Source organism: Aeromonas sp. S18(2024) (assembly GCF_041402525.1).
In the GTDB taxonomy this organism is placed as follows: domain Bacteria; phylum Pseudomonadota; class Gammaproteobacteria; order Enterobacterales; family Aeromonadaceae; genus Aeromonas; species Aeromonas enteropelogenes.
Map to the genome: position 1 here is coordinate 122,285 of NZ_JBGLQV010000013.1, position 7,503 is coordinate 129,787.

The 7,503-nt window shown below is 60.5% G+C and carries 6 protein-coding genes; 5 read left to right on the plus strand and 1 reads right to left on the minus strand.

Going from position 1 to position 7,503, the window contains the following annotated elements; all coding sequences use genetic code 11:
• Positions 1-149 precede the first annotated feature (149 nt).
• Complete coding sequence (secD, locus tag ACB034_RS18505; RefSeq protein ID WP_371173455.1) at positions 150-1,952, plus strand: protein translocase subunit SecD; 1,803 nt, start codon at positions 150-152, stop codon at positions 1,950-1,952.
• Here secD and ACB034_RS18510 read toward each other — a convergent pair.
• Positions 1,942-2,094 carry a hypothetical protein gene (locus ACB034_RS18510; protein WP_216992035.1) on the minus strand — a complete coding sequence of 51 codons (153 nt, stop codon included), beginning with the start codon at positions 2,092-2,094 and terminating at the stop codon, positions 1,942-1,944. The two genes, secD and ACB034_RS18510, sit on opposite strands and share 11 nt — an antisense overlap.
• Here ACB034_RS18510 and secF point away from each other — a divergent pair.
• The 4 genes from secF to tyrA all read left to right on the plus strand — a co-directional run bounded on the left by secF (position 2,072) and on the right by tyrA (position 7,183).
• Positions 2,072-2,986, plus strand: coding sequence for a protein translocase subunit SecF (gene secF, locus ACB034_RS18515; RefSeq protein WP_371173456.1), 915 nt, complete (start codon positions 2,072-2,074; stop codon positions 2,984-2,986). The two genes, ACB034_RS18510 and secF, sit on opposite strands and share 23 nt — an antisense overlap.
• Positions 2,987-3,208: 222 nt before the next feature.
• On the plus strand, positions 3,209-4,528 hold the full coding sequence (glgC, locus tag ACB034_RS18520) for a glucose-1-phosphate adenylyltransferase (protein WP_371173457.1): 1,320 nt from the start codon (positions 3,209-3,211) through the stop codon (positions 4,526-4,528).
• A 371-nt stretch (positions 4,529-4,899) separates the two neighbouring features.
• Complete coding sequence (locus ACB034_RS18525; protein ID WP_216992032.1) at positions 4,900-5,973, plus strand: 3-deoxy-7-phosphoheptulonate synthase; 1,074 nt, start codon at positions 4,900-4,902, stop codon at positions 5,971-5,973.
• Between the two features lie 70 nt (positions 5,974-6,043).
• Positions 6,044-7,183 carry a bifunctional chorismate mutase/prephenate dehydrogenase gene (gene tyrA, locus ACB034_RS18530; RefSeq protein WP_371173458.1) on the plus strand — a complete coding sequence of 380 codons (1,140 nt, stop codon included), beginning with the start codon at positions 6,044-6,046 and terminating at the stop codon, positions 7,181-7,183.
• Positions 7,184-7,503: the final 320 nt, after the last annotated feature.

A 7,503-nucleotide genomic window follows, 5' to 3' on the forward strand; every position in this document is an offset into this window, starting at 1 on the left:
GGGTTGGCACATCTCTTTTTCGCGCTTCTCCTCCCCTTTGACGGGTTGCACCCAGGTGCCATCCCGCCCTGTTCGCATCTCTATTTTTTAGCGCCTTGCCTGCCCCAAGGGCCGGCCCGCGCGCCTTCTCCTGACAGAGGCGATTTGCCATGAGAAAACATCACAGCACCATTCTCAACCGCATGAGCAGGTGGCAGTACGCACTGCTGCTGCTGATGCTGTTCACCTTTACCTTTTACTCCCTGCCCACCTTCTTCGGTGAGCAACCCTCCCTCGGCCTGCACGGACAAGCGGCCTTGACCGTCAGTCAACATCAGCTGCTGGCCGAGAACCGGATTGCGCCGGTCAAGACGGTGCTGCAGCAAGACAAGGTCGAGCTGGTGTTTGCCACCCAGCACGAACAGCAAAGAGCCAAGCAGTTGCTGGAGCAGCAGGGGGTCGACAGCGCCGCCCTGACCCTGGAGTTTCACTCCAACGCCCCCGACTGGATCAGCCGGCTCGGCGCCACCCCCATCAAGCTCGGGCTGGACTTGCGCGGTGGCTCCCAGCTGCTAATCGGGGTCGACGTCAATTTCGTCATCGACGCCCAGACCAACAATCTGGTGGACTCCCTGCGCAGCCGCTTTCGTGATGCTCATCTGCGCGGTGCCAACGTGATGCGAAGCGAGCAGGGCGCCGTGATCGTGACCCTGCCGGAGACGGCCGAGCAGGCCCCCTGGCTCACCATCATCAAAGAGAGTGCCGGTACCCTGCAAGGACAGTGGCAACTCACCCGCAGCGGCAACGAGCTGCGCCTGGTGTTGAGCGAGGCCGAGCGCACCCTGCTGGTCAACAACGCCGTGACCCAGAACCTGTCGATCCTGAAAAAACGGATCAACGAGCTCGGCATCGTCGAGGCCTCGGTCCAGCGCCAGGGGCAGGAGGGCATCCGCATCGAGCTGCCCGGGGTACACAATCCCAAGCAGGCCAAAGAGGTGATCGGGGCCACCGCCTCCCTGGCTTTCTACGAGACCAAGGCCGACAGCCACTTTTATATGTCCGATCGCCACGGGCAGGCCATCCCCATGGCACGCAAGCCGGTGCTGACCGGCGAGCATATCGTCGACGCCCGCGCCAGCATGGGGGATATGGGTCAACCCCAGGTCAATATCGTGCTCGACACCCTGGGGGGCAGCAAGATGAACCAGTTCAGCCGCCAGCACGTGGGCAAGGCGATGGCCACCGTCTTCACCGAGTACAAGACCAATGCCCAGGGGCACCTGAGAGCCCACAGCGAGGTGATCAACGTCGCCACCATCCAGACGGCCCTTGGCAACCAGTTCCGCATCACAGGCCTTGCCAGCATGCCCGAAGCACAAGAGCTGGCCATGCTGCTGCGGGCCGGCGCCCTCACCGCGCCGCTCAAGATCCTGGAAGAGCGCAGCATAGGGCCGACCCTCGGCATGCAGAACATCGAGGCGGGCTTCACCGCCCTGGCTTTTGGCATGGCGGGCATGATGCTGTTCATGATGGCCTGGTATCGCAAGTTCGGCTGGGTGGCCATCACGGCGCTGATCGGCAACCTGTTGATGCAGGTCGGCATGCTGGCGGTACTGCCGGGCGCCGTGCTGACGTTGCCGGGGATCGCCGGCCTGGTGCTGACCGTGGGCATGGCGGTGGATACCCATGTGCTCATCTTCGAGCGGATCAGGGATAGGCTGCGTGAAGGTGGCAGCCTCGCCAATGCCATCGATTTCGGCTATCGCTCGGCATTTCGCACCATTTTCGATGCCAACATCACCACCCTGATCTGCGCCGTGGTGCTCTACTCCATCGGCTCCGGACCGCTGCAGGGCTTCTCCATCACCCTCATTCTGGGGCTCGTCTCCAGCATGATCACCGGGATCTGGGGCACCCGCGCCATCATCAATCCCCTGTGGGGACGCAGCCGCGAGCGCACCCTCAGGGTGTGATGGGCCAGCGCCCTCTCAGGTAGCTTCGCAACCAGCCGGCACCAAGGCCGGCCACCCTTTTTATCTCGCGCAGGTCCGCCTGCGCGAGCAAGGCCACTTCGGTGGCCAGGAGAAACAACATGTTGAGAATGATTGTTGCCATGGGCCTGACCCGTTGGCGCTACATCGGTCTGTGGGCTTCCATCCTGCTGACCCTGGCCAGCATCGCCATCCTGCTGCTGAACGGCCTCACACTCGGGCTCGATTTTACCGGCGGGATCCTGCTGGAGTTTCACATCCAGACCCTGAAAGAGGCCCATGAGCTCAACGCCATGCTGACCTCCCCGCTGGCCGGCGCGCTGGAACTGAGCACAGCGGGCGTGCCGGGGGAGTGGCTCATCAAGCTGCCGCCCCATGAGCTGCCCTGGGCCGCCCCCGAGCTCGCCGCCCTGCTGGGGAAACAACTCGGCATGCCGGTCGAGCTCTTGCGCACCACCATCGTTGGCCCGCAGGTGGGGGCCGAGCTATTCCAGCAAGGGATGCTGGCGGTGCTGGTAGCCTCGGTGGCCATGTCGGCCTATCTGGCGTTTCGCTTCGAGTGGCGTCAAGCCATCGGCATCCTGCTCTCGGTGGTGCACGATGCCATCGTCGCGCTTGGGCTGCTGGCGCTATGCAACATCGAGTTTGATCTCAATGTGATCGCGGGCTTGATGGCGGTGATCGGTTATTCGCTGAACGACAGCATCGTCATCTCGGATCGGCTGCGGGATCTGCTGAGCTCCCGCACCAGGATGAACATTCATGAGTGTTCCGATGTCGCCATCAAGGCCACCTTCAGCCGCACCATGATCACCTCGGGCACCACCCTCTTCACCGTGGGCGCCCTGCTGCTGTTCGGGGGGGATGCCCTCTACGGCTTCTCCTTCATCCTGTTTGTCGGCATCCTGGTGGGAACCATCTCCTCCATCACAGTCGCATCGACGGTGCAGGAGCTGCTGGGACTGACACCCCAAGCGTATCAGAAACAGGCGGAACCTCTGCCTCAGGAGGCATAACCCTGGCGCCCCTGCCACCGCTGGCAGGGGCCATCCTTCTTTCCCCCTTCCCTTTGCCATCCCGTCTGACTCTTGAAAGTCTGATTTCCCCCTCGGTACATCACATTACTGACAACAAAGTCACTTAATAATCGTCACGACGAATGTTCTGTGATTGAAAGCACTTTCATTGGGCCTCAAAAGAGGCATTATCAGGATAAGTTAGCCACAAAGGGATAGAAGATGTTGTTACAACCTGCCAATACTGTAAGATCCAGACAGTTGCTGAACGAGACCATGGCGTTGGTGCTCGCAGGAGGGCGGGGCAGTCGCCTCAAGCAGTTGACCGATAACCGGGCAAAACCGGCAGTCCATTTTGGCGGCAAATTCCGCATCATCGATTTCGTGTTGTCCAACTGCATTAACTCCGGCATTCGCCGGGTTGGCGTGGTGACCCAGTACAAGTCCCACAGCCTGTTGCGCCACCTGCAATCCGGCTGGTCCTTTTTACGCTACCAGATGAATGAATTCATCGATCTGCTGCCCGCCCAGCAACGGGTAGACGAGGTGCACTGGTATCGCGGCACCGCGGATGCGGTCTACCAGAATCTGGACATCATCCGTGATCACGCCCCCAAATATGTGGTGGTGCTGGCCGGGGATCACATCTACAAGATGGATTACGCCGCCATGCTGCTCGATCACGTCAATCAGGGCGCCAAGGTCACGGTGGCCTGCATCGAGGTACCCCGCAGCGAGGCCAACGCCTTCGGGGTCATGGCCATCGATGAAGATCGCAAGATCAACGCCTTCGTGGAAAAACCCCTCAACCCGCCAGCCATGCCGGACAAGCCCGACACTGCGCTGGCGTCCATGGGGATCTATATCTTCAATACCGAGTATCTCTATCAGCTGCTGGAAGAGGACATCGCCAACGAACACTCCCACCACGACTTCGGCATGGACGTGATCCCGCGGGTCGTTGAGGAGGGCACCGCCTATGCCCACCCGTTTGGCATGTCCTGCGTCGGCTGCTGCCCGCAAAAGCGCCCCTACTGGCGCGACGTGGGCACCCTGGATTCCTTCTGGGAAGCCAACATGGATCTCGCCTCCGTCACCCCGGAGCTGGATATCTACGATCAGGAGTGGCCCATCTGGACCAGCCAGAACATGACGCCTCCTGCCAAGTTCGTGCAGGACAGAAACGGCCAGCACGGCATGGCCATCAACTCCATGTTTGCCGGCGGCACCATCGTCAGTGGCTCCTTTATCGTGAGTTCGGTGCTGTTCACCAATGTGCGGGTCGACTCCTTCTGCACCCTGGATCAGGCGGTGATCTTCCCGGGTGTGGAGATTGGCTCGGGTTGCCGTCTGCGCCGGGTGGTGGTCGACAAGGGGTGCAAGCTGCCGCAAGGCATGGTGATCGGTGAGAATGCCGATGAAGACGCCCGTCGCTTCTATCGCTCGCCGCAAGGAATTGTGCTGGTGACCAAGGAGATGCTGGACGCACTGGCCCGCAGCCAGCGGGTCGCTGGCGCCGCCAAGGTGACCGTGACGGTATAAGCAGGGCTTAACAGATCTGGTTTGTGACGGGGGGCCTTCGCCCCCCCGTTTCTCTGCCTGACAATCAGGTCGGAGCACCAATTGTAATTATAAGTTTACAAAATCATATTCCACCTACCTTTAATCTCTCTTTTTCATGCCATTTAACGCTATCTGATTTTTACTTAGATACTTTTGTAGCGTAAAAGCGCGCTTTTCACTTGCTTGTTTGCCATTCCTTGCTATGGTGGGCAGCAATCCGTAACAAGAAGTGGACAGTGTAATTAAATATTCACACTTCTCTCTTGGTTTGCTGACGATGCGATGACGCATCACCCAGTGGCAACCCGGATCCAGAATCAATATGCGACACCCAGCAGAGAGAAGCCGCCATGCATCGAGATCCCCTGAACAACATCCATATCCAGTCCGAGCAAGTGATGATCACCCCGGCCCAACTCAAGGAGAAACTGCCCATCTCCGAGCGCGCGCTGGCCTTCGTGCAAGGTGCCCGCAACACCATCGCCGACATCATCCACCGTCGTGACCACCGTCTCTTGGTGATCTGCGGCCCCTGCTCCATCCACGACATGGACGCCGCCAAGGAGTACGCCACCCGGCTCAAGGCGCTCCATGATGCCTATCAGGATTCTCTCTACATTGTCATGCGGGTCTACTTTGAGAAGCCGCGTACAACGGTGGGCTGGAAGGGCTTTATCAATGACCCGAACCTGGACGGCACCTTCGACGTGGAGCTGGGGCTGCACCGCGCCCGCGAGCTGCTCTGCTGGCTCGCCGAGCTGGAGCTGCCGCTGGCCACCGAGGCCCTCGACCCCATCAGCCCGCAATACCTGGCGGAACTCTTCTCCTGGTCGGCTATCGGTGCCCGCACCACCGAATCCCAGACCCACAGGGAGATGGCGTCCGGCCTCTCCATGCCGGTCGGCTTCAAGAACGGCACCGACGGTAACCTGGGCACCGCCATCAATGCCCTGCAGGCGGCCTCCAGCCCCCACGCCTTCATGGGGATCAACCAGCAGGGCCAGGTCGCCTTGCTGCAGACCCAGGGCAACCCAGATGGCCACGTGATCCTGCGCGGCGGCAAGCACCCCAACTACGATTCGGTCAATGTGTCGCTGGCGGAAGAGGCACTGGAAAAAGCGGGCCTGCTGCCCGGCCTGGTGGTGGATTGCAGCCACGGCAACTCCAGCAAGGATCACCGTCTGCAGCCCAAGGTGGCCGACAACGTGATCCACCAGATCCAGGAGGGCAACCGCTCCATCATCGGCATCATGCTTGAATCCAACCTGTTCGAAGGCAACCAGTCGAGCGAGCAGCCCAAGTGCGAGATGCGCTACGGGGTCTCCATCACCGATGCCTGCATCGACTGGGAGACCACGGACGCGCTGCTGGCCCGTTGCCACAGCCAGCTGGCGGCGCCACTCAAAGGCAGAACCGCCTCCTGAGTCGTGGTATCTTGTTGTAACCTCTTGAATCACAGGGCGTCGCAGCCAGCGGCGCCGACAGGGACCGGATATGGCTGAAGAGTTGAATGCCCTCAGGGACAAGATAGATGCGGTAGACAAACAGCTGATCGATCTGCTGGCCGCCCGTCTCGCCCTAGTGGGAGAAGTGGGAGAAGTGAAGAGCCGCCACGGCCTGCCCATCTATGCCCCGGATCGGGAGGCAAGCATGCTGGCTCGCCGCCGCGCCGAGGCCGAGGCACTGGGGGTGCCCGGCGATCTCATCGAAGACGTGCTGCGCCGGGTGATGCGCGAATCCTATATTCTGGAATCCGCCAGCGACAAGGAGCACCACTTCAAATGCATGAAGCCGGACCTTGGCAAGGTGGTCATCATCGGCGGTCAAGGCCAGCTTGGCCGTCTGTTCGGCAATCTGTTCAGCCTCTCTGGCTATCGGGTCGAGACCCTCGAGCAGGAAGACTGGCCGCGAGCTGACGAAATCCTCGCCGATGCGGGACTGGTGATGGTGGCGGTGCCCATCGACATCACCTGCCAGATCATCGACCGGCTCGGCAATCTGCCCGCCCGCTGTCTGCTGGTGGATGTCACCAGCGTGAAGGAGGCGCCGCTTGAACACATGCTGGCGGTGCACAAGGGCCCTGTGCTGGGACTGCACCCCATGTTCGGGCCGGATGTGGCGAGCCTCGCCAAGCAGGTGATCGTCTGCTGTCAGGGGCGCGACGGAGCCGCCAGCCAGTGGCTGCTGGATCAGATGACCATCTGGGGAGCACGGTTGCAGCAGGTAGAGGCCAAAGCCCACGACGAGGCCATGACCCTCATCCAGGCGCTGCGCCACTTTGCCACCTTCGCCTATGGCTGGCATCTCTCCCGCGAGCAGGCCAACATCGATCGTTTGCTGCATTTAAGCTCACCCATCTACCGGCTGGAACTGGCCATGGTGGGGCGGCTGTTTGCCCAGGATCCTCACCTCTATGCCGACATCATTTTGTCGTCACCACAGAACCTCGCGATGATCCGCCGCTACTATCATAACTTCGGTGAGGTGCTGGGGCTGCTGGAGCAAGGGGACAGGGCCGGCTTTATCGATGCCTTCAGCCAGGTATCCGGCTTCTTCGGCGAACATGCGCAGCAGTTCCTGAGGGAAAGCCGCACCCTGCTGGCCCAGGCCAACGACCGTCGTCACCACGGCTAAGCCCGGTTTGTCATCTTGCATACATAAAAAGAGGGAAGACTGAACCTTCCCTCTTTTTATTGCTCACGCCCTGTAATCCCTGCAGGCCTTCTTCCTGATAAGAACTTGTCCGTATTCCCAATCCTGTTTACCAGGCCTCTCCTCCTGCTGCCTGGCCCCAATATCTGTAACCTAGCCCCTCACTCTGCCAGCTACAGCTTCTGTTTACATGTAGTGGTCTAATCATCCCGGACACCATTTTAGGTGGTACAGTCGCCACCCAGACCTGAGGTGTTCAATGACAAGATTACGTCGCTCATTTACTGCCGAGTTCAAGCTGG